The 20504-nt window shown below is 72.5% G+C and carries 17 protein-coding genes; 4 read left to right on the forward strand and 13 right to left on the reverse strand.

The window, feature by feature from the left end; all coding sequences use genetic code 11:
• Positions 1 to 135 precede the first annotated feature (135 nt).
• The gene (locus LZ017_RS03140) at positions 136 to 357 is read left to right on the forward strand and encodes a hypothetical protein (protein ID WP_241298569.1); all 222 of its coding nucleotides are present in this window, start codon (positions 136 to 138) and stop codon (positions 355 to 357) included.
• Positions 358 to 367: 10 nt separating this feature from the next.
• On the opposite strand, the gene LZ017_RS03145 is transcribed toward LZ017_RS03140, so the two are convergent.
• Genes LZ017_RS03145 through LZ017_RS03175 form a run of 7 tightly spaced genes read right to left on the reverse strand, consistent with a single transcriptional unit; the run spans position 368 to position 9062 of the window.
• On the reverse strand, positions 368 to 1777 hold the full coding sequence (locus LZ017_RS03145; protein WP_241298570.1) for a PAS domain-containing sensor histidine kinase: 1410 nt from the start codon (positions 1775 to 1777) through the stop codon (positions 368 to 370).
• Positions 1778 to 1784: 7 nt separating this feature from the next.
• A complete protein-coding gene (locus LZ017_RS03150) occupies positions 1785 to 3125 on the reverse strand; it encodes a sigma-54 dependent transcriptional regulator (RefSeq protein ID WP_241298571.1) in 1341 nt (446 codons plus the stop codon).
• Positions 3126 to 3167: 42 nt separating this feature from the next.
• The gene (locus LZ017_RS03155; protein WP_241298572.1) at positions 3168 to 4397 is read right to left on the reverse strand and encodes an ABC transporter permease; all 1230 of its coding nucleotides are present in this window, start codon (positions 4395 to 4397) and stop codon (positions 3168 to 3170) included.
• Between the two features lie 10 nt (positions 4398 to 4407).
• Complete coding sequence (locus LZ017_RS03160; RefSeq protein ID WP_241298573.1) at positions 4408 to 5721, reverse strand: ABC transporter permease; 1314 nt, start codon at positions 5719 to 5721, stop codon at positions 4408 to 4410.
• Position 5722: 1 nt separating this feature from the next.
• Entirely contained in the window at positions 5723 to 7054 is a 1332-nt protein-coding gene (locus LZ017_RS03165; protein WP_241298574.1) for a TolC family outer membrane protein, read from the reverse strand.
• Positions 7051 to 7767, reverse strand: a complete 717-nt coding sequence (locus LZ017_RS03170; RefSeq protein ID WP_241298575.1) for an ABC transporter ATP-binding protein — start codon at positions 7765 to 7767, stop codon at positions 7051 to 7053. The genes LZ017_RS03165 and LZ017_RS03170 overlap by 4 nt, the downstream gene beginning before the upstream one ends.
• Before the next feature lie 56 nt (positions 7768 to 7823).
• Complete coding sequence (locus LZ017_RS03175; protein ID WP_241298576.1) at positions 7824 to 9062, reverse strand: efflux RND transporter periplasmic adaptor subunit; 1239 nt, start codon at positions 9060 to 9062, stop codon at positions 7824 to 7826.
• 317 nt (positions 9063 to 9379) lie between these two features.
• On the opposite strand from LZ017_RS03175, the gene LZ017_RS03180 reads away from it, so the two are divergent.
• Genes LZ017_RS03180 through LZ017_RS03190 form a run of 3 tightly spaced genes read left to right on the forward strand, consistent with a single transcriptional unit; the run spans position 9380 to position 11804 of the window.
• Positions 9380 to 10078, forward strand: a complete 699-nt coding sequence (locus tag LZ017_RS03180; RefSeq protein ID WP_241298577.1) for a hypothetical protein — start codon at positions 9380 to 9382, stop codon at positions 10076 to 10078.
• A complete protein-coding gene (locus tag LZ017_RS03185) occupies positions 10078 to 11202 on the forward strand; it encodes a M48 family metalloprotease (protein ID WP_241298578.1) in 1125 nt (374 codons plus the stop codon). Before LZ017_RS03180 ends, LZ017_RS03185 begins: the two co-directional genes overlap by 1 nt.
• 11 nt (positions 11203 to 11213) lie before the next feature.
• The gene (locus LZ017_RS03190; protein WP_241298579.1) at positions 11214 to 11804 is read left to right on the forward strand and encodes a hypothetical protein; all 591 of its coding nucleotides are present in this window, start codon (positions 11214 to 11216) and stop codon (positions 11802 to 11804) included.
• 51 nt (positions 11805 to 11855) lie between these two features.
• Here the strand turns inward: LZ017_RS03190 and LZ017_RS03195 are convergent, their stop codons facing one another.
• The 6 genes from LZ017_RS03195 to LZ017_RS03220 form a co-directional block, all read right to left on the reverse strand.
• Entirely contained in the window at positions 11856 to 13670 is a 1815-nt protein-coding gene (locus LZ017_RS03195; RefSeq protein ID WP_241298580.1) for a glutamine--tRNA ligase/YqeY domain fusion protein, read from the reverse strand.
• Positions 13671 to 13718: 48 nt separating this feature from the next.
• The gene (locus LZ017_RS03200; protein WP_241298720.1) at positions 13719 to 14528 is read right to left on the reverse strand and encodes a LytTR family DNA-binding domain-containing protein; all 810 of its coding nucleotides are present in this window, start codon (positions 14526 to 14528) and stop codon (positions 13719 to 13721) included.
• On the reverse strand, positions 14522 to 15628 hold the full coding sequence (locus tag LZ017_RS03205; protein WP_241298581.1) for a sensor histidine kinase: 1107 nt from the start codon (positions 15626 to 15628) through the stop codon (positions 14522 to 14524). Before LZ017_RS03205 ends, LZ017_RS03200 begins: the two co-directional genes overlap by 7 nt.
• Before the next feature lie 236 nt (positions 15629 to 15864).
• On the reverse strand, positions 15865 to 18204 hold the full coding sequence (locus LZ017_RS03210) for a hypothetical protein (protein WP_241298582.1): 2340 nt from the start codon (positions 18202 to 18204) through the stop codon (positions 15865 to 15867).
• Positions 18189 to 18956, reverse strand: a complete 768-nt coding sequence (locus LZ017_RS03215) for a hypothetical protein (RefSeq protein ID WP_241298583.1) — start codon at positions 18954 to 18956, stop codon at positions 18189 to 18191. Before LZ017_RS03215 ends, LZ017_RS03210 begins: the two co-directional genes overlap by 16 nt.
• The gene (locus tag LZ017_RS03220; RefSeq protein ID WP_241298584.1) at positions 18904 to 20496 is read right to left on the reverse strand and encodes a helicase HerA-like domain-containing protein; all 1593 of its coding nucleotides are present in this window, start codon (positions 20494 to 20496) and stop codon (positions 18904 to 18906) included. Before LZ017_RS03220 ends, LZ017_RS03215 begins: the two co-directional genes overlap by 53 nt.
• Positions 20497 to 20504: the final 8 nt, after the last annotated feature.

Raw genomic sequence — 20504 nt, forward strand, 5'->3', positions numbered from 1 at the left:
CCGTGATCTCTTGCCGCTGCGCGGGGCAGACATGAAACAGCGCCCCGATTCCGCGACCTTTGCACGGATCAAGACGCGGCCGCCCGCCTACTGTGGCAACAAGGCCCGCGCCTCCGGCGGGCCCGGAGTCTGACCATGAACACCCGGCCCATGTCTCTCGAGGGCGATCTGTCCCGCCTTTACCAACTGCGCTTCGAATCCCTGTTCCATCAGGGGCGGGGCCTGAGCTTTCCCTGCAACGCCCGCGGCGAAGTGCAGATGGACACGCTGAGCGAGCGTGCGCGCGAGAACTACCTGTTCGCGCGTGCCGTCGTCGGCCACGAATACGCCAGCCCCGTGGTGCAGCCGCGCGATTGAGGGCCTGCGCTCAGGGCGCGGCCACCGGCGCTGGCGCCTGTGGCTCGCGCGGCAGCGTCAGCGTGACGCGCAGCCCGCCGCCCTCGCGGTTGGCCATCGCAATGCGGCCGCCATGGGCCTCGGCGATTTCACGCGCCAGCGCCAGCCCCAGGCCACTGCCGCTGCGCTTGGTGGAATAAAAGGGCAGCAGCGCCTGGGCCAGCTGCGCCTCGCTCATGCCGGGCCCGCGGTCGTTCACCTCCAGGCACCAGCCATCCGCCTGCGGACGCACGGCCAGGCTCACGCCGGCCGGATCGCCGCCCGCTTCATGGGCGTTCTTCAGCAGATTGATCAGCGCCTGTTCGACCTGGGCGGCGTCGAACAGGCCGGGCTGCGCCGGCAGCGCGCCTTCCATGCGGAAGGCGTAGTGCGCGCCCAGCCCGGCGACGAAGGGGGCCCAGTCCACCTGGGTCAGCACCGGCGCGGGCAGCTTGGCGAAGCCCGCATAGCCGGCGAGGAAGCCATGCAGGTGCGCGACCCGCTCGCCAATGCTGGCGAAGACCTGGGTGGCGCGCTCGGTCTGGCCGCGGCGCAGCAGCTCGGCACCGCTGTGCGCCAGCGAGGACATGGGGGCCAGCGAGTTGTTCAGCTCGTGGCTGATCACGCGGATCACACGCTTCCAGCTCGCCACCTCCTGGCGCGACAGCTCGCGCGTCATGCGGCGCAGCAGGCGCAGCCGGTGCGGCTGGCCCTGCAGCCGGAACTCGCGCTGCGACAGGTGGAAGCGCTCTTCCTGTCCGTCCAGCTCCACGCTGAGCAGGCCGTCCTGGCCACCCGCCAGCGCCTCGCGCAGCGCCAGGGGCGCGGTGGCCAGCAGCTCGGGCAGCGTGCGTCCGGCCAGGCCGCGGCCGCCGTCCAGCAGCTGGCGCGCGGCGATGTTGGCATAGGCGATGCGCTCGCGCTCATCGGTCAGCAGCAGCGCCACCGGGGTGTTCTGCACCACGGTGTCCAGCAGCAGCTCGCGCTGCGCCAGCTGGCGGCGCTGTTCGCGCAAGGCCAGGCCCAGCTCATGGTGCAGCTGCAGCAGGCTGGCCAGCTCGGCCAGCCCGCTGGGCGGCGCGGCGGCGATGCCGCTGCCGAACTCGCCGTCGCGGTAGCTCAGCACCGTGCCCTCCAGCGCGCGCAGCAGCCGGGCCAGGGGCGCCAGCAGCACGCCGGCCAGCCACCAGGCCAGCGGCAGCAGCAACAGCAGGCTCAGGCCCCAGGCGAGCGGGCTCCAGAGCGCGGGCGCCGCGCCCAGCTCAAGCCCCTGCAGCAGCTGCGGCAGCGGCCAGGCGCTCAAGCCGGCATGCAAGGCCAGCCCGGCCGCCGCGCTGCCGAGCAGGAACAGCGCCAGGCGCAGCCGCAGCGAGGGACGCCAGCGCGGTCGCGGTTCGTCCATGGGCGGCTCAGTGGTCCAGCCCGTAGCGTTCCAGACGCCGGTACAGCGCCTGGCGCGACAGGCCCAGCGCCTGCGCGGCGCGGCTGACCACGCCGGAGGCCGCTTCCAGCGCGGCCAGCACGGCCTCGCGGCTGGGCTCGTCCAGGTTGCGTGAAGCGGGCACCGCCGCCGCGGCCGACGGCAGGCCCAGCTCGGCGGCGCCGATCACGCCCTGCGGCGCGAGCAGCGCGGCGCGTTCGATCACGTTCTTCAGCTCACGCACATTGCCGGGCCAGGCATGGCGCAGCAGGGCTTCACGCGCCGGCTCGCCCAGGCGGGCGCGGCCGGCGAGGAAGTGCTCGGCCAGCGGCAGGATGTCCTCGCGCCGCTCGGCCAGCGCCGGCAGCGCGATCTCGATCACGTTGAGCCGGTAGTAGAGGTCCTCGCGGAAGCTGCCCACCTGCACCATCGCGCGCAGGTCGGCGTTGGTGGCCGAGAGCACGCGCACCTGGACCTGGCGGCTGCGGCTGGAGCCCAGGCGCTCGAAGCGGCCGGTCTCCAGCACGCGCAGCAGCTTGACCTGGCCGGCCAGCGGCAGGTTGCCGATCTCGTCGAGGAAGAGGGTGCCGCCGTCCGCGGCCTCGAAGCGGCCCTCGCGGGCGCGCACCGAGCCGGTATAGGCGCCGCTCTCGGCACCGAACAGTTCGGCCTCGATCAATTCGCCCGGCAGTGCGCCGCAGTTGACCGCGACGAAGGGACCGGTGGCGACCGCCGAGTTGGCATGCACGATGGCCGCGATGCGCTCCTTGCCGCTGCCGTTGGGCCCGCTGATCAGCACCGGCGCGGCCGAGCGGGCGACCTGGCAGGCCAGCTCCAGGCTGCGCAGCATGGGCTCGGACGCGAACACCAGCCCCTGCAGCCGGTGGCGCTGCAGCAGCGCGTCGCGGCGGCGGTGGCGGTCGCGCCTGGCCTCGCCCAGCGCGCGCTGGCTTTCGCCCAGCTCGAGCAGGTTCTCGACGCTGGCGAGCAGCTTGGCGTCGTCCCAGGGCTTGGCCAGGTAGTCCGCGGCGCCGGCCTTGACCAGGGCCACGGCCTGCTCCAGCTGGGTCCACGCGGTGAGCAGGATCACCGGCAGGTCGGGATGGCGCTGGCGGATCTGCTGGAACAGCGCCCGGCCTTCCTCGCCGGAGGTGGTGTCGGCGCTGAAGTTCATGTCCTGGATCACCAGGTCCACGTCCTCGCGCTCCAGCAGCGCCAGGCCCTGCTGCGGCGTGTGCGCCTGCAGCGCTTGCATGTCGTGCAGCGACAGCAGCAGCCCCAGAGCCTCGCAGACCCCGGGGTTGTCATCGATGATCAGGACGGTTCGCATCGGGCGCGCAGCATAGCAAGGCCGGCTCGTTCTGCCGACAGCTCAGGCACCGCGCAGGGCGGCCACCGGCGGCAGCGCGGCGGCGCGGCGCGCCGGCGCCAGCACGGCGATCTGCCCCAGCGCCCACAGCGCCAGCGCGCCCAGCGGCAGGTAGTGCCAGGGCAGGCGAGGCAGCTCGTAGTGGCGCATCAGCAGCAGGCTGATGCCATAGGCGCCCAGCATGCCCAGCGCGATGCCGGCGCTGGACAGCAGCAGGTTCTCGGTCTGGAAGTAGCGCAGGATCTGGCCGCGCGTCGCGCCCAGCGCGCGGCGCGTGCCGATCATGCGCGTGCGCTGCTGCACCCAGAAGCTGGCCAGGCCGACGATGCCGAAGGCGGTGACGATGAGCAGCGCGACGCAGACGCCGCCCAGCAACCAGACCATCGCGCGGTCTTGGCGGTAGTAGGCCTCGCGCATGTCCGCGAAGCTGCGCGGCATGCGCACGATGCGCTTCACGCCGTCGCTGTTCTTTTCCAGCGCCGCGCTGGCGGCCTTGAGCAGCGCGTCGCGCTGCGGCGGCGTGGTGCGCAGCACGAAGGTGCCGCTGCGGTAGGTGGGGCGCAGCGGCGTCACCATCACCGGGGCGGCGGGGCCCGCCACGCCGGTGGGGTAGGGCGGCGGCAGTTGCTCCAGCACGCCGACCACGCGCTGCGGCTCGGTGCCGTAGATGTAGAGCGCCTGGCCCAGCGCCGACTGGCCGGGGAAGAGCTGCTCGGCCATCGCGCGGGTGATGATGACGGCGGGCACGCGCGGGTCGGGGTTGTCGTCCAGCACCGTGCCGGGCAGGTATTCCTCGGGCAGGAAATCGCGCCCCTCGGCCAGCCGCAGCCCCAGGGCCTGCAGCCAGCCTTCGCCCGCGCTGTAGTGCGAGGCCACCAGGCGCGCGCGCGTGTTGTCGCCCGGCTGCAGGCGCACGCCGGAGTTGTGCGAGCTGGGGCCGAAGGGCAGTTGGTTGGTCAGCGCGACCGCGCTGACGCCGGGCAGGCCGCGCAGCAGAGCGAGGTCGGACTGCGTCTGCGCCTCGGCATTGCCGGCGCGCGTGACCCCGGTGACGAAGAGCGTGACGATCTCGTCGTCGGGCATGCCGGTGGGGGTCTGGATGCGCTCGACGCGCTGGCTGATCAGGAACAGCGCGTTGCAGACGATGGCGCAGGTCAGCGCGATCTGCAGCACGATCAGCGCCGCGGCGGTCTTGTGGCGCTTCAGCGTCGAGAGGATGGGCAGGATGTCCATGGGGCGGGCCTCATTGCGATTTGAGTTGCAGCGCGGGGGCGATCTGGCAGGCGCGCCAGGCGGGCAGCAGGCCGGCGGCCAGGCTGGCCAGCAGCGACAGCGCCAGCGTGGTGGCGAACATGGCCCAGTCCAGCTGGGCCAGCGCGGCGTAGGGCGCCGGGCTCAGGCGCACCAGCCACAGGCCCGCCAGGGTCAGTAGCAGGCCCAGCAGCCCGCCGGCCAGGCCCAGGCTGCCGGCCTCGACGAGGAACTGCAGGAAGATCTGGCGGCGCGGCGCGCCCAGCGCGCGGCGCACGCCGATCTCGCCGGCGCGGCGCAGGCATTTGGCCAGCAGCAGGCCCACGGTGTTGACCAGGCAGACGACCAGGAAGCCGAAGGCCAGCCAGACCTGCAGCCGCACGTCGCTGGGCACGACCTTGCGCTTGGACAGCCACTCCATCACCGGGCTGAGGCGCGGGTTGGCGGGGCGCTCGAAGCGGCCGGCGCGGCGCTGCTGTTCGGAGTAGTCCAGCAGGTATTGGCGGTAGGCGCGTTCCTCGTCGGCCGTGTCCAGCTGCACCCAGTACTGCAGCCAGGCGCAGTTGCTGTTCAGCGCGCGCGGATCGCGGCCGCCGTTGTTGCCCCAGCAGTTCATCGTGCCCATGCTGCCGAAGCGCAGGGCCAGCGAGGTGGCCAGCGGCAGGTAGAGCTCGGCCGGCTTGGCGTAGGCGCCCGCCGTCAGGTCGAAGTAGTGCGGCGCCGGTCGCCAGTCCTTCAGCACGCCGACCACGATGAAGTCCTTGTCGCGCAGCCGCACGTTGCGGCCGCGGCTGTCGGCGCCGCCGAACAGGCGCTCGTTCAACTCGGCCGACAGCACCACCACGCGTGCCTGCGCCTCGTCGTCCGCGGCGGTCCAGCCGCGGCCATGGGCAAAGGGCGCGTCGAACATCGCGAAGAAATCGGCGCTCGCGTAGCGCGTGGTCGCGAAGAAGGGCGAGCTGTTGGTCAGGCCCGAGCCGGCCGGGTCGACGGCCAGGCTGCCGCCGGTCATCGCGACCTGATGCCGGCCGCGCTTTTCGCGCAGCAGGTTCTCGGCGTCCGTGCGCGTGAGCTGCAGCTCGGGCTCGCCGCCGGGCTGGTAGTCGCTCATCGGCTCGGCGTCCAGCTGCACGTTGAACAGGCGCGCGCTCTTGTGCGGGATGGGGTCGCCCGACAGCACATGAAAGACCGTCAGCGTGGTCATGCAGGCGGCCACGCCCATCGCGATGGACAGCAGCATCAGCACGGTGAGTCCGCGATGGCTGCGCAGGCTGCGCAGTCCCAGTTCCAGGTAGTAGCCCAGCATCTCAGAGCTCCGAGGCAAGAAGTTGATTCACGGCGGCCAGCTCGCGCTCGCCCAGCTGGCCGGCGGCCTGCTGCAGCAGCAGCGTGGCCAGCACGTAGCGGTGGCGCGCGTGCGCGTGCGCGTTGTGGGCGTTGCTGCGCGTCTGGATGGCCAGCAGCAGGTCGGTCATGCTGCGCGCGCCCAGGTCCAGGCCGGAGCGCGTCGAGAGCAGGGCCTTCTCGGCCGCGTCGACCGCGGCGCGCGTGCTCTGCAGCTGCGCCAGCGCCGACAGCACCGCCTGGTGCTGGGCCTGGGTCTCGCGCACCAGCGCGCGCCGCGCGGCTTCCAGCGTCTCGCGCTGCAGGGCTTGCTGATGCACGGCCAGGCGCTTCTGCGATTCGATCGCGCCGCCGGCGAACAGCGGGATGTTCAGGCGCAGCGCGACCGTGCTGTCGTAGCGCCCGGCGTTCTGCGCGGCGATGGCCGAGCCGGAGCGGCGCTCGCCGTCCCAGCCCAGCGACAACGTGGGCAGGTGGGCGGCGCGCGCCGCCGCGACGCGTTGCTCACTGGCGCTCAGGCCCAGGGCCTGGGCCTGCAGCGAGGGGTTGTCGCGCAGCGCCTGGGCCACCCAGGCCTCGGGCTGCGCCGGTTCGGGTGCATGCGCCGGCAGCTCGGCCGCCAGCGGGCGCAGCGTCTGCGGCAGCTGGCCGGTGATCTCGGCCAGGGCCTGGCGCGCGTCGGCCAGCGCTTCGCGGGCCTGGGCCGTGGCGCCGCGCGACAGCTCGTGGTAGGCGCGCGCCTGTTCGACGTCCATCGCCGCGCTGAGCTGGGCCTCGAAGCGGGATTGCGCTTGCTGCACCTGCTGGGCGTAGGCTTCCTCGATCTGCTGCGCGGTGCCCAGCGTGGCCTGGGCGGACAGCACGCCGAAATAGGCACGCGCGACGCGCGCGCAGAGCTCGGACTCGGCGGCGCGCACGCGTGCGTCCTCGGCGCTCAACAGGGTGCGCGCCGCGTCCAGCGTGCGCAGCCGGCTCAGGTCCAGCAGCACCTGGCTGAGGCTGTGGCCCAGCTGCTGCTCGCGCGCGCCGCCGCCATGGCGCAGCTCGCCGGCGCTGGCGGTCCATTGCGGCAGCAGCGCGGCGCGCGCCTGCACGGCGAGCTCCTGCTGCTGGCCGCGCAGCGCGTGGGCGCTGGCCAACAGCGGATCGGCGCCGCGCGCCTGGGCATAGATGCTCAGCAAATCGTCGACGACGGGCGGCGCGGCGGTCTGCGCCGCCGCCGGCAGACAGCAGCCGGCGCAGGCCAGCGCGAGCAGCGCCGCCGCCGCGAGCTTGAGCCGCGGTGCTGCCCTCATGCCGGCGTCCCCGCGCGCAGCAGCGCCGGATCCAGGTGCAGCTCGGCGGCGATGTCCACCACCTGGCCGTCGATCACATGCACATTGCGCTGCGCGCGCGCGGCCAGCTGCGGGTCGTGGGTGACCATCACGATGGTGGCGCCCTCGCGATGCAGCTCCTCCAGCAGCTCCATCACGCTGCGCGCCATGCTGCTGTCCAGGTTGCCGGTGGGTTCGTCGGCGAGCAGCAGGCGCGGCTGGCCCGCCAGCGCGCGGGCGATGGCGACGCGCTGCTGCTGGCCGCCGGATAGCTCCGCCGGGTAGTGGCGCTCGCGCGCCGACAGCCCCACGCGCGCCAGCGCCTCGCGCGCGCGGCGCTTGCGCTCGTCGGACTTCAGCCCGCGGTAGCGCAGCGGCACCTCGATGTTGTCCAGCACGTTCAGGTCGGGGATCAGGTTGAAGGCCTGGAAGATGAAGCCGATCTTCTCGTTGCGCAGGCGTGAGCGCTGGTTGTCGTCCATCGCGCTGACGTTGACGCCGTCCAGCTCGTAGCGCCCGCCGCTGAAGGACTCCAGCAGCCCGGCGATGGTCAGGAAGGTGGTCTTGCCCGAGCCCGACGGGCCGGTCACGGCGACGAATTCGCCCTCGTTCACCTGCAGGTTGAAGTCGCGCAGCGCATAGGTCTCGATCATCTCGGTGCGGTAGACCTTGGACAGCGATTGCATCTTGAGCATGGGGTCCTCTCCTCGTGGGTTTCTTCGGGAGGGCCGGCGCGGCCGGCCCGCGGGGGTCAGGGGCTGACGGTGGCCTGCGCGGCGTCGCCGAAGGCCTGGGCGCCGCTGATCACGACTTGCTCGCCGGGCGCCAGGCCTTCCAGCACCTCGACCTTGGACAGGCCCTGCGCGCCCAGGCGCACCGCGCGCCGCGTCGCGATGCCGTCCTTGAGCACATAGGCCCAGCGGCCGCCGCCTTCCTCGACGAAGCTGCCGCGCGCCAGGCCCAGCACCTTGTCGCGCTTGTCCAGCAGCACGCGCACCGACAGGCGCTGGTTCTGGCGCAGCTGGTCGGGCACGGCGCCATCGAAGCGCAGCCGCGCCGCGACCTCGCCGTTGACGACCTCGGGCGAGACCGAGCTGATGCGGCCCGGCCAGCTGCGCCCGGCGCCGCTGATTTCGCCGGGCATGCCCACGGCGAGTTCGCGGGCGAAGCTCTCGGCCACCTGCATCTGCACCTCCAGCGCGCTGAGGTCGATCACGGTCAGCAGCCCGGCGCCGCTGGCCACGTTGGCGCGTTCGGCGACCAGCAGCTGGCCCACCTGGCCGTCCACCGGCGAGCGCAGCGCCAGCTCGCCGACCTGGCGCCGCAGGTCCTGCACCAGCAGGGTCTGGCGCTGCAGGGCCTGCTGCTTGGCCTGCAGCTCGAACTTCAGGCTGTCGTCCTTCATCGCCAGGCCCGCCTCGGCGTGGGCGACCGCGATGCGCGCCTTCTCCAGCGCGTCGCGGGCCTTGTCCACCTGCATGCCGGCGACGGCACCGGCCTCGTAGGCCTTGGTCTGGCGGGCGAGGTCGTTGCGCGCGGTCTGCAGGTCGATCTGCGCGTTTTCCAGCGCGCTCTTGAGCTCCGAGCGCTGCTGGCGCGCATCGACCTGCGCGCGCAGCAGTTCGGCCTTCTGCGCGTCGGCATTGCTCTGCTCCTGGGCCAGGCGGGCGCGCAGCTCGGGGCTGTCGAGTTCGGCCAGCAGCTGACCGCGCGTCACGCGGTCGCCGGCCTTGACGCGGAAGCTCAGCAAGCCGCTGGCGGTGGCATAGAGCGTGGGGCTGTTGGCCGCCACGACGCGGCCCTCGCCAGCCACGTCGCGCTGCAGCGGGCCGACTTCCACCGTGGCCACGGCCAGGCGCTGCAGACTGACGGAATTGCCGCCGGCCGCGCCCAGGCGCTGAGCCAGGCCCCAGGCGGCGCCGGCCAGCAGCGCGGCCGTCAGTGCCAGCAACGCGGGCTTGCGCCAGCGGCGGCGCGCGTCGGTCGCCATGGGGCGGTCTTGGGCGGAGGTGTCGCGGATCATCGAGAGGTCCCTGTGTGAGGCGTCCCGCCAAGGAACGCAAGGGCCGTGCCAAGCTCCCGTTTGCTGGAAATCGTTTGTGATTCAACGACTTGGTGGCTTCGTCGGGCGGCGTCCACTGTCCGCGGACAGCGGGCGGACAGTGGCGCGGACGGTGCGGACGGGCTTGCGCGGACGGGTGTCCGCCTCCCCACGGCCTTGGGGTCCCCACGAGGAAAAACTGTCGTGTCCGGGTGTTACATTGCGGCGCCCGCGCCTGTCGCGGGACGCATCACCAGGGAGAAACGATGAACACGAAATCCATGCTGGCCGGGCTGCTGATGGCGGCCAGCCTGAGCCTCCACCCCGCGCTGGCGGAACAGAACCTGGCGCCGGGCTTCAGCCAGCTGGCCAAGTCTTCGTCGGTCGTGGTGATGCCCGTGGACGTGGAGCTGTTCTCGATGTCGGCCGGCGGCGTGAACGAGCCGCGCGCCGACTGGACCGCGGCGGCCCAGGGCCATATGCGTGGCGCGCTGGCCAGCAAGGCCGACAAGCTGGGCATCAAGACCCTGCACCTGGAAGAGCGTGAGGCCGACGAGTTCGGCGAGCTGCTGGCGCTGCATGCCGCAGTGGCGCGCTCGATCGCGCTGCATCACTCGGTGGGCGGCGGCTGGTCGCTGCCCACCAAGGACGGCAAGCTGGACTGGAGCTTTGCCGAGGCCATGAAGCCCATCCAGGCCAAGACGGGCGCGCAGTACGGGCTCTTTGTCTGGGTGCGCGACAGCTATGCCAGCGCCGAGCGCAAGCTGGCCATGGTGGGCCTTGCGCTGCTGGGCGTGGGCATCACCGGGGGCGCCCAGGTGGGTTATGCCTCGCTGGTCGATCTCAGCAGCGGGCAGGTGTTGTGGTTCAACCGTCTGGCTCGTGGCAGTGGCGACCTGCGCGAGGCCGAGCCGGCCGCCGAATCCATCGAGGCGCTGCTGAGCGGCTTCCCCAAGGTGCAGTGATGAAGCGCCGTACCCTGGTGGCCGGGCTGGGGCTGGGCTGCCTGCATTGCGCCACGCTGGCGCAGGAGCAGTGGGCCGCACCGGCGCGCTTCGTCCGGCCCGAGGCGGGCAGCGACGAGGGCGGGCTGTGGGCGATGATGGAGCGCGAGGAAACCAAGCTGCGCCGCAGCCCCTTCCTGCTGCGCGACGCGCCGCTGCGCGACTATCTGCAGGAGATCGCCTGCAAGCTGGCCGGCGACCATTGCGCCGACGTGCGCGTCTACCCGGTGCGCACGCCCTTCTTCAATGCGTCGATGGCCCCCAACGGGATGATGCAGGTCTGGTCCGGCCTGCTGCTGCGGGTGGACAACGAGGCCCAGCTCGCCGCGGTGCTGGGCCACGAGATCGGCCATTACCTGCAGCGCCATTCGCTGGAACGCCTGCGCGACGCCAAGGCGCGCAGCGCCTTCGGCATGTTCATGGGTATGTTCGGCATCGTCGGCCTGGTGGGGCAGATGGCGGCGCTGGCCGGCGCCTTTGGCTTCTCGCGCGATCAGGAGCGCCAGGCGGACAGCATCGGCCTGGCGCTGATGCGCCGCGCCGGCTATGACACCCGCGAGGCGGCCAAGATCTGGGAGAACCTGCGCGCCGAGGTGGCGGCGGGCCACGACCCCTCGCGCGGCAGCCCGCTGTTCGCCACCCATCCGCCGTCGGAGGAGCGCAGCGCGACGCTGACGCGGCTGGCCGAGGCGGACAGCGGCGGCTTCGTCGGCGAGGCGGAACTGGGCAGCCGCCTGGCCACGCTGCAGCAGATGATGCTGGAGGACGAGCTCAAGCGCGGCCAGCACGGCGAAACCCTGGTGCTGCTGGACCGGCTGGTGAAGCGCTCGCCGCAGCGCGCGGACCTGCTGTACTTCCGCGGCGAGACGCGCCGGCTGCGCGCGCAGGACGGCGACCTGGACCTGGCGCTGCAGGACTTCGAGCAGGCCCGCGCGATCGGGCAGGAGCCGCCGCAGCTGTACCGCGCGCAGGGCTACATCCACCGCAGCCGCGAACAGACCGAGCAGGCGCGCGCCGCCTTTGCCCGCTATGTCGAACTGGCGCCCGAGGCCGCCGACGCCGGGCTGATCAAGAGTTTTCTTTGAGGGAGCGAACGTTGAAAAAGACGCTGAATGCGAAGCTGGCCGCGCTGTGCGTGGCCCTGGTGCTGTCGGGCTGTGCCGCGGTGACCAAGGTGGCCAGCGGCGACGCGGTGGTTGGCAACCGGCTGGCGCTGAAGCTGGACACGGCCTGGAACCAGTTCGAGCAGGGCCTGGGCAACAACACGCCGACCTGGACCGTGGAAGGCATCACCGTCGACGCGCTGCAGTTCTACGTGGGCATCAAGGACGGCCAGCCCATCACCCGGCTGATGGACAACGACAAGAGCAAGAAGCCGCTGAACTTCCGCGCCGACATGCAGCCGGCCGACATCGTCGCGCTGTACGAGGCGCTGCTGACGCGCGACGGCTCCAGCTTCCAGTTGGAAAAGCTGGAGCCGGCCAGCTTCCTGGGGGGCCAGGGCTTCCGCTTCGAGTACGCGCTCAACCGCAAGGTCGACGACGTGCCGATGCGCGGCATGGCCTATGGCGCGGTGCGCAACGGCGAGCTGTTCGTGATCCACTACAGCGCGCCGCGCCTGGTGTTCTTCCCGCGCTACCAGCCGCGTGTGGAGGCGCTGATCCGCAGCGCATCGGTCAAGGGCTGAGCCCCGGCCGAGATCGCGCCACGCCCCTCGCGGGGGCGCGGCGCTCTTGCCTCACTTGCCCCAGCCGTCCTTCAGCCCGGTGATCTTGTTGAACACCGGCGCGTCGGCGCGGTGGTCGACGCGGTCGGCGACGAAGTAGCCGTGGCGCTCGAACTGGAACTTCTGTTCCGGCTGGGCGCCGGCCAGCGAAGGCTCGAGGTAGCCGCGCGTCACGCGCTTGGCGGCGGGGTTGAGCAGCTCGAGGAAGTTGCGCTCGCCGGCATCGGGCTGCGGCTCGGTGAACAGGCGGTCGTAGAGGCGCAGCTCGGTGGGCACGGCCTCGTGCGCGCCCACCCAGGTGATCACGCCCTTGACCTTGATCGCGTCGGCGCCCGGAGTGCCGCTCTTGGTGTCGGGCACCAGGTTGGCGAGCACCGCGGTGACGCGGCCCTCGGCGTCCTTCTCGCAGCCGGTGCACTCGATCACATAGCCGTACTTCAGGCGCGCCTTGTTGCCCGGGTAGAGGCGGTGATAGCCCTTGACGGGGACTTCCATGAAGTCCTCGCGCTCAATCCACAGCGTGGGACCCAGCGAGAACTGGCGCGTGCCCAGCTCCGGCAGATGCGGATGGGCTGGCGCGCTGCAGGGCTCGCGGTGCTCGAGGCTGCCGAAGATGTCGGCGTAGTTGCCGAGCTTGAGCGGCAGCGGGTCCAGCACCGCCATCGCGCGCGCGGCCTTGCCTTCCAGGTCGCCGCGCAGGCAGCCGTCCAGCACCGAGTAGTCGATCCAGCTGTTGGTCTTGCTCGCGCCGGTGCTCTCGACCATCGCGCGGATGCTCTCGGCCGTGTAGCCGCGGCGGCGCATGCCCACCAGCGTGGGCATGCGCGGGTCGTCCCAGCCGTCCACATGGCCTTCCTCGACCAACTGGCGCAGCTTGCGCTTGGAGGTCACGACATAGCTCAGGTTCAGGCGGCCGAACTCGTACTGGTGCGGCAGCGGGCGCGCGAGCAGGCCGCCCTCGGCCAGGCGCTCCAGCAGCCAGTCGTAGAACGGGCGCTGGTCCTCGAACTCCAGCGTGCAGATGGAGTGGGTGATGCACTCCAGCGCGTCCTCGATCGGGTGGGCGTAGGTGTACATCGGGTAGATGCACCAGGTGTCGCCGGTGTTGTGGTGGGTGGCGCGGCGGATGCGGTACAGCGCCGGGTCGCGCAGGTTGATGTTGGGCGAGGCCATGTCGATCTTGGCCCGCAGCACCATCGCGCCGTCGGGGTGCTTGCCGTCGCGCATTTCGCGCAGGCGCGCGAGGTTCTGCTCCGGCGTGCGGTCGCGGAAGGGGCTGTTCTTGCCCGGCGTGGAGAAGTCGCCGCGGTTGGCGCGCATCTCCTCGGCCGTCTGCTCGTCCACATAGGCCAGCCCCTGCGAGACCAGGTACTCGGCGGCGCGGTACATGAAGTCGAAGTAGTTGCTGGCGTAGTAGAGGTTGGACTGCCCGCCCTGTTCCCAGGACCAGCCCAGCCAGGCGACCATTTCCTTGATCGCGTCGACGTATTCCTGCTCTTCCTTCTCGGGGTTGGTGTCGTCGAAGCGCAGGTGGCAGGCGCCGCCGTAGTCGCGCGCCAGCCCGAAGTTCAGGCAGATGCTCTTGGCATGGCCGATGTGCAGATACCCGTTGGGCTCGGGCGGGAAGCGCGTGCGGATGCGGGCCGCGTCCAGCGGGCCGGCCGCATGGTGCGCGGCATCGCCGGGGCCGCCGCCGAAGTGCCGCTGCGGCTGGAAACCCTGCTCCAGGTCGCGCTCGATGATGGCGCGAAGGAAGTTGCTGGGTTTGACGGCGGCGTCGGGGGTGGCCTTGTCGGCGGTGGCGGTGGCCTTGGCGTCGGTGGACATCGGGTGCATTCCGTGCTTTGGAAGGCCTGAGATTCTATCGGGCGGCGCCTACAGCGCCTTGAAGAGATGGGCATACATGCGGCTCACCCCCAGGGTCTCGGGGCGCTGGCGCAGATGCAGCGTGAGCTTGCCGTTGTCGTCGCGGCTCAGGCGGTGGATGGCGTCCACCTGCACGATGGTGCCGCGATGGATCTGCCAGAAGCGCTGCGGGTCCAGCTGCGGCAGCAGCTCGCGCAGCGAGACGCGTACCAGATAGTCCTTGTCCGCGGTCTGCACGCGCAGGTATTTGTCGGCCGCCTCCAGGTAGAGCACCTCGTCCAGCGGCAGCATCAGGATGCCGCTGCCCACGCCCACCTGCAGATGGCGCAGCGTTGCCGCGGCGGGCGCCTGGCCGGCCGCCGGCGAGCCCAGCAGCGCGCGCAGCTGGGCCAGCACCGCGTCCTGCGCCGGGCCCTGCGCGCCCTGGCGCTGCGCCAGGGCCTGCTGCAGGCGCTGCACGGTCTGCGCCAGGCGCTCGCGCTGCACGGGCTTGAGCACATAGTCCACCGCCGCGCGCTCGAAGGCCTGCAGCGCGTACTGGTCGTAGGCGGTCACGAAGACCAGCAGCGGCAGCGGCCGGCCCTCGGGCCAGTCCTCGGCCAGCTGCTCGGCGGCCTCCAGCCCGGTCTGGCCCGGCATGCGGATGTCCAGGAAGCACAGGTCGGGCTGGTGCTGCAGCGCCAGTTCGACGGCGGCCGTGCCGTGCGGCGCGGTGGCGACGATGCGCAGCTCCGGCCACAGCGCGGCCAGTTCCTGGCGCAGGTGGGCGGCCAGCAGTTCCTCGTCTTCGGCGATCAGGGCGGTGGGCATGGTCAGCAGGTCTTGGCTTGGGAATCGGTGCCGGCCAGCGCGGCCAGCGGGATGCGGATCTCGGCGCGCGTGCCACCGCCGTCGCGGGGCAGCAGCAGGAACTGTGCGGCGTCGCCATAGCAGACCGCCAGGCGCTCGCGCACCTGCTGGGTGCCAAAGCCGGTGCCAGGTGTTGCCGGCGCGCCGCGGGGGGAGGCCGGCGCGGCCAGCCCGCGGCCGTCGTCCTCGACGCGCAGGCGCAGCGTGTCGCCGTCGACGTGGGCCTGCACGCGCAGCAGCCCACCGCCGACATGCGGCTCCAGCCCGTGCTTGATCGCGTTCTCGACCAGCGGCTGCAGCAGCAATGGCGGCACCGGCAGCGTCTCCAGCGCGGCGGGCAGCTCCAGCTCGGGGCGCAGCCGCGCGCCCATGCGCACCTGCATCAGCGCTAGGTAGTCGGCGAGGCGGCCGAACTCGTCCTTCAGACTGTGGCGCGCCGCGCGCGAGGCTGTCAGCGTGGCGCGCAGGAAGGCGATCAGGTGGTCCAGCATCTGCTGCGCGCGCGCCGCGTCCATGCTGATCAGCACGCGCAGGTTGGCCAGGGTGTTGAACAGCATGTGCGGCTCCAGCTGGGACTGCAGCAGCGCCAGCTGGGTCTCCGCCACCTGGCGCTGCATGGTCTGCGCGCGCGCCTCGGCGGCGGCCAGGCGCTGGCGGTTCAGGAAGAACACCGTCAGCGCGAGGCCGGGCAGCAGCGAGATGGCCATGATGGTCAGCGCGCGGCGCAGGCTGGTGTTGTGCAGCCCGGCCTCGTTGTAGCCGGTGACCGCGTTGGCGATTTCGTTGCCCAGCGAGTAGCCCAGCCCGGTGCCCAGCACCAGGCTCAGCATCATCAGCGGCCAACCGGGCCATTCGCCGCCGTCGCGGCGCAGCAGGCGCGCCAGGAGGATGCGCAGCGACTGTGTGCAGACCGAGCAGCACAGGGTGATGAAGAAGGTGTAGGTCAGGGTCGGCAGCAGGCGCTGGCGAAACACCAGCATCAGCAGCGCGGTGATGCCCACGGTGACCAGGACCAGGATGAGGACCTGCTGCAGCCACCAGCGTGGCCAGTCCTTGGGGGCGGGGATCAACGGGGCGGCGGGTGGGGGCACGGGAGTCCGGGGCTGGGTGGGTCGGGGAGCCGCTGCGGGCCGGAATCAGGGAGCGGGTGGTGCGGGTGGGTCGGTGTCCAGCATACCGAACACCGGGGCCCGGCTCGCCGTGGCGCTGGTTGCACTGTCGCGCATCGCGGACGGCGCGGCCAGGGCGCCGCGACGAAGTGCCGCCCGCTGGCGCCGGGCGCGCCGGGCCGGCGCGAGCGGCCGGATCAGCGGTACCAGTAGGGGGACTGGGCGGCCCAGGGCGAGCGCGGGAAGCGCTGGTGCAGCAGCCGGTGCATGGCCTGCGACTGGCGTCCGTTGTCCGGGTCCACGCAGCCGCCACGGGTGGACTGGATGCCGACGTAGAGCAGCCAGTCCAGGTCGGCCGGCGCGGGCTTTTGCTGCGCGCGCTGCAGCACCCAGCGCGCAAAGGCCCCGGTGGCGCTGCCCTGGGCCTTCAGTGCGGCCTGCTCGGCCGCGAGTTCCGGTGCCGGCGCGAACTGCGGCGGCAGCGGCGGCACGCGCTCCACGCTGCCGTCGTCGATCCAGCCGGTGTCCGCCTGGTCCAGCCGGCACCAGGCGGAGGCCACGGCATCGTCGAGCGGTGTCGATGGCAGCGGGCCCTCGAAGCGGACGTCCTGCCCCAGCCCCGTGCCGACCGCGGCGCGCAGCGGCTGGGCCAGCGTCGCGCGCCACAGGGCCTCGCGACGTGCCGGCGCGCTGCCGGCGGCCAGATACGGTCGCACGGTGGCGGCCTGGCGCGGGTCCAGCCGCGCCAGCAAGCGCGCGGCCGCCTGCGCGCGACCGGTCTGCCCCAGCAGCTCGGCGCGCCACCACAGGCCCAGGGTCAGCGGCACGCGCAACTCGCGCGCCAGGTCCGGCGCCTCGACCAGGGCCTGCCATTGCGCCAGGCTCAGCCGGGTGGTGATCAGGCGGGCGCCGTCCTCGGCCAGTGCGGGCTGGGGGGCCGCCGGGCGGCCCTCGGCGCCGCTGTCGGCGTCGCGCCAGCCGGCCCATTCGCGCGCCAGCCAGGGGCGCGCCTCGTCCAGGTTGCGCGCCAGGCTCAGGGCCTGCTGCGCGATCAGATTGCGTGCGCTGACCGAGGGCAGCTTCAGCGCCTGCAGCGCGGGCAGCAGCGCGCGGGCGCGGTCCAGCTGGCCCAGTTCGCGCAGCAGGCGCAGTTGCTGCCAGCGCAGCGTCGCCGCGGCCGGATGGTCGGCGGGCAACGCGTCGACGGCCTTCAGCAGGGCCTGCGCCTGCGCGGGTTGGCGTTCCAGCGCCGCGCCGTCCGCGCAGCTGAGCAGCGGCACCAGCCACAGCGCCCCGGGGCGTGCCTGCCAGCGCTGCAGCGCATGCTCGAAGGCGGCGGCGCGGCGCTGGCGGTCCGCCGCCGGCGCCGGGTCCGCGAGGGGCTCGCACTGCTGCAGGGCGCTCATCCAGTCCAGCATGGGATGGGCGGCACGGGCCGGGGGCAGGGCCTGGGCGTTGCCGTCGAAGCGGGCGTCGGCCAGGCGCACCCAGTCGCTCAGCGCGTGGCGCCCGGGTGCCTGGTCGAGCCGCTGCAGCTCGGCGGACAGGGCCGCGAAGCGCTCGTCCGGCACCAGCCGGGCCTCGGCCAGCGCGATCAGGTCCTGCGCGGCACGCTGCTGCATGCCCCAGTCGCGGTGGGCGGCGATGGCGGCGGCCAGCGCGCGCAGGCGCTGCAGCAGGGCCTGCGCGGCGGGGCGCGGCTCGGCCGTCATGCGGCCGGCCAGCGAGGCCTCGCGCAGCACGCTGCGCAGCTCGGCCAGCGCGGCCCAGGCCTGCCAGGGATGGCCGTCGTCGACCGCGATGCGGTGGAAGGCCGGTGTCGCGCTGGCCCAGTCGCCGGCATAGAAGGCGGCCGCGGCGCGCTGGTAGTCGCGCGCCTGGCGCCAGTACAGCGCTTCGCTGGCGGCCAGCGCCTGCGGTGGCTCGGGCAGCGGCTGGGGCGCGGCCTTGCCTCCGACCGGCGCGGGGACGCCGCGGGACGCGCAGTGCTCGAACACCTGGTCCTGCGCCTGCACCCAGGCGCGCAGCCGCTCGGGCGTGGCGTCGCGGCGCTGTTTCAGCTGCGCCAGGGTGTCGCTGGCGAAGCGGAAGGCCGGGTCGGGGCAGTTCAGGAACCAGTCCCAGCCGTCCCGGCCCAGGGACTTCAGCGGCGAGGGCAGGGCGCGCGGCGGCTGCGGCTGCACCGCGACGCGCGTCTCCAGCCAGGTCCGTATCGCGTCGCGCGCCGGCTCGTCTGCGCCCTGCAGGGTGGCCGCGCCGGCGTCGCAGCAGGCCAGGTGCAGGGCCTCGTCGCTGAGGGGTTTGAGCGGCAGTGCGGCGTCGCGGCTGGCCAGCGCGCGCCAGCCCGGGTAGAGATGGACGCGGTGGAAGCTGGGCAGCAGCAGGCCCGGCTCGCCGCGCAGCACGGCCGCCGTGGGCATGTCGCTGTGCTCGCGCCAGACGAAGTAGTCCTGCGGCCCGGCGCCGCTGGCCTGTGCGGTCGAAGCCAGCAGGCTCAGCAAGACGGGCAGGAGACGCTTGTTCAGGGCGAAGGCCATAGGGAGGATTCCAGGTCGGGGTCCCAGGCCGTGGCCCGGCCGGGACGGAGATTGAACCAGTAGCGGCGTGGCCATTGGCGCTGCCACGAGGGCGGCTGGCCCGGCGCCAGGGCGTCGGGCGCGAAGCCGGCCGCGGCGCGGCAGCGCGGCTGCAGCCGCGCGCCGCCGTCGCGCGCCATCGCCATCCAGGCCTCGCGCTGCGCGCCGAGGCGGAAGAACATGGGCACCAGCTCGTCGGCGGCCAGCGGCGCGATCCAGGCCGTGCTGCGACATTGCCAGGCCAGCAGCGTCACCGACAGGCGCAGGCGCGGGGGCAGGTCTTGCCGGATCTGGCGCACCAGCGCGTGATAGCTGTCGCGCTGCGAAGGCCGGGCCTCAAAGTCCAGCTGCACCCAGCCGCTGGTGCTGGTGGCGGCCGCGTCGTGGACGCGGCGCGCGATGCCGCTCAATTGCGCCGGCGTCAGCGGACCGGGCGTGGCGCGCGGCGCCTGCTCGACGTGGACCACCGGCGTGACCGCGCGGCCTTCGGGCGGCGGCAGGCGCCGCAGGCGCGCGCGCGCATGCAGCCCCTCGCCCTGCAGCTGCAGCTGGGTGACGGTCACGGCCCAGGCGCGCGCGCGCAGTGGCGGGGCCTGGTGGTCCCAGACCCAGGCGATGTCCTCGCCACCGGCCGGGCGTTGCGGCGCGGCGCGCGGCGGCTCAGCGCCGCTTGCTGCTGCTGCCGCCGCCGAGCAGACTGCCCAGCACACCACGAACGATTTCACGGCCAACCGAGGATCCGATGGAGCGCAGCGCCGACTTGGCGGCCGCTTCGGCCAGCCCTTCGCGGCGGCCGCCGCGCGGGCCGGTGGAGCCGAACAGCACGTCCTTGAGCCCGTCCAGCATGCCGCCGCCGCCATCGGCGCTGCCGCCGGCGGGCGCCGGCGCGGCGCCGCCGCGCGGATGCAGCACCGCGTCGGCTTCGTCGGCCATCGAGCCCCCGCGCGGGGAGGACGGAGCGGCACCGCCTGCGCCGGCGGCCACGCGGCCGGTGAGCTTCTCGTACGCCGATTCGCGGTCCACCGCCTGTTCATAGACGCCGGCGACCAGCGAATTCCTGATCAGGGCCTGGCGCTGCTCGGGCGTGATCGGGCCGATCTGGCTGCCCGGGGGCAGCACATAGACGCGCTCGGTGATGCTGGGCCGGCCCTTGTCGTCGAGCAGGCTGACCAGGGCCTCGCCCACGCCCAGTTCGCCGATCGCGCTGGCGATGTCCAGACCGGGCTTGGCGCGCATGGTCTCGGCGGCGGCCTTGACCGCCTTCTGGTCGCGCGGCGTGAAGGCGCGCAGCGCATGCTGCACGCGGTTGCCCAGCTGTCCAAGCACGGAGTCGGGGATGTCCAGCGGGTTCTGGGTGACGAAGTAGACGCCCACGCCCTTGGAGCGCACCAGGCGCACGACCAGCTCGATGCGCTGCACCAGCGCGGCCGGCGCGTCCTTGAAGAGCAAATGCGCCTCGTCGAAGAAGAAGACCAGCTTGGGCTTGTCCAGGTCGCCGACCTCGGGCAGGGTCTCGAACAGGTCCGACAGCATCCACAGCAGGAAGGTGGCGTACAGCTGCGGCGCCGCCATCAGCTTGTCGGCGGCCAGGATGTTGATCACCCCCCGACTCGACTCGGTCTGCATGAAGTCGGCGATGTTGAGCATGGGCTCGCCGAAGAACTTGTCGCCGCCCTGGGCCTCGATCTGCAGCAGCCCGCGCTGGATCGCGCCGATGCTGGCGGCCGAGACGTTGCCGTACTGCGTGGTGAACTGGCTGGCGTTGTCGCCCACATGCTGCAGCATCGCGCGCAGGTCCTTCAGGTCCAGCAGCAGCAGGCCGGCGTCGTCGGCGATCTTGAACACCAGCTGCAGCACGCCGGCCTGGGTGTCGTTGAGCGACAACATGCGCGCCAGCAGCAGCGGGCCCATGTCGGAGGCGGTGGCGCGCACCGGGTGGCCCTGTTCGCCGAAGACGTCCCACAGCGTGGTCGGGCAGGCTACCGGCGTGGGCGCGTCCAGGCCGCGCTCCTTCAGGATGGACAGCAGCTTGGCGCTGGGCTGGCCGGTCTGCGAGATGCCGGTCAGGTCGCCCTTCACGTCGGCCATGAAGACGGGCACGCCCATCAGCGAGAAAGATTCGGCCAGTTTCTGCAGGCTGATGGTCTTGCCGGTGCCGGTGGCGCCGGTGATCAGGCCGTGGCGGTTGGCCAGCGCAGGCAACAACTGGCACTCGATGTCGCCGTGGCGGGCCAGCAGAATGGGGTCGGCCATCGGGGGTC

It is taken from the genome of Pelomonas sp. CA6, assembly GCF_022549225.1.
GTDB lineage: Bacteria > Pseudomonadota > Gammaproteobacteria > Burkholderiales > Burkholderiaceae_C > Roseateles.